Source organism: Paenibacillus sp. MY03 (assembly GCF_002165585.1).
GTDB classification, from domain to species: domain Bacteria; phylum Bacillota; class Bacilli; order Paenibacillales; family Paenibacillaceae; genus Pristimantibacillus; species Pristimantibacillus agaridevorans.
This window is the reverse complement of record NZ_MXQD01000024.1, coordinates 1-660: the sequence shown is the minus strand read 5'-3', so window position 1 is coordinate 660 and position 660 is coordinate 1. Positions and strand designations below refer to the sequence as shown.

1 protein-coding gene is annotated in these 660 nt (G+C 43.8%); it reads right to left on the bottom strand.

Annotation, left to right across the window (positions count from 1 at the left end; all coding sequences use genetic code 11):
* Nucleotides 1–369 precede the first annotated feature (369 nt).
* Nucleotides 370–660 (bottom strand): hypothetical protein (locus tag B1748_RS36905; RefSeq protein ID WP_179215689.1); only part of this gene is annotated, 291 nt, incomplete at its 5' end.

Sequence of the window (660 nt, the reverse complement as noted above, 5' to 3'; positions counted from 1 at the left end):
TGAAGGCGCAATATTCGAAAGCGTAAAGCGGCGGCCTTGTATTGGCCTGCAAGGCTTTTTTTGCGATGAAGTTTGAACAATACTGCATACAAAAGCCAATAGGGCCAGGGGAAGCCATCCGGACTATTAATCAAGAACAAGGACAGTAAGACAAGAGACAGTCCTGCCAAAAAGGTGATGGTTACTTCATCCCTGTAAACAAAAATGCCAAACAACGTAGGCAAGATAAGCGAATAGGAGAGCAGCAAGGACGTTAAAGTGACGCCGCCTCGTTGAATGGCCAGAACCTGGAATAAAAAGCCATCCCGAAACAAAATCCGAAAGCGAGGCTATCCGATCAGCTCTGTCGTAAAAGAAAACCGGAAGCGATTATAGACACTGTAGAACGCCATGACGGTCAGGGTTATAAATAACATAAAAACAAAAGGGGATTGAGAAAGTTCCTTTCCGTGCATATAAGCCGGTAATGACATATTGAACGCCAACAGACATCATGGTGAGGAAAACCAACGCGTAATGCATCATGCTTTTTTGCCGAATCTGGTCATTAAAATAATTTTGTTTTTCATTCGCATTCTCCAGGCTCCTTTTGTTCAGCGCTTGTGCAGAAATTTTGTTCAGAATAGCAACATTTACAGGCGTGGTCAAGGCGGTTTTCCC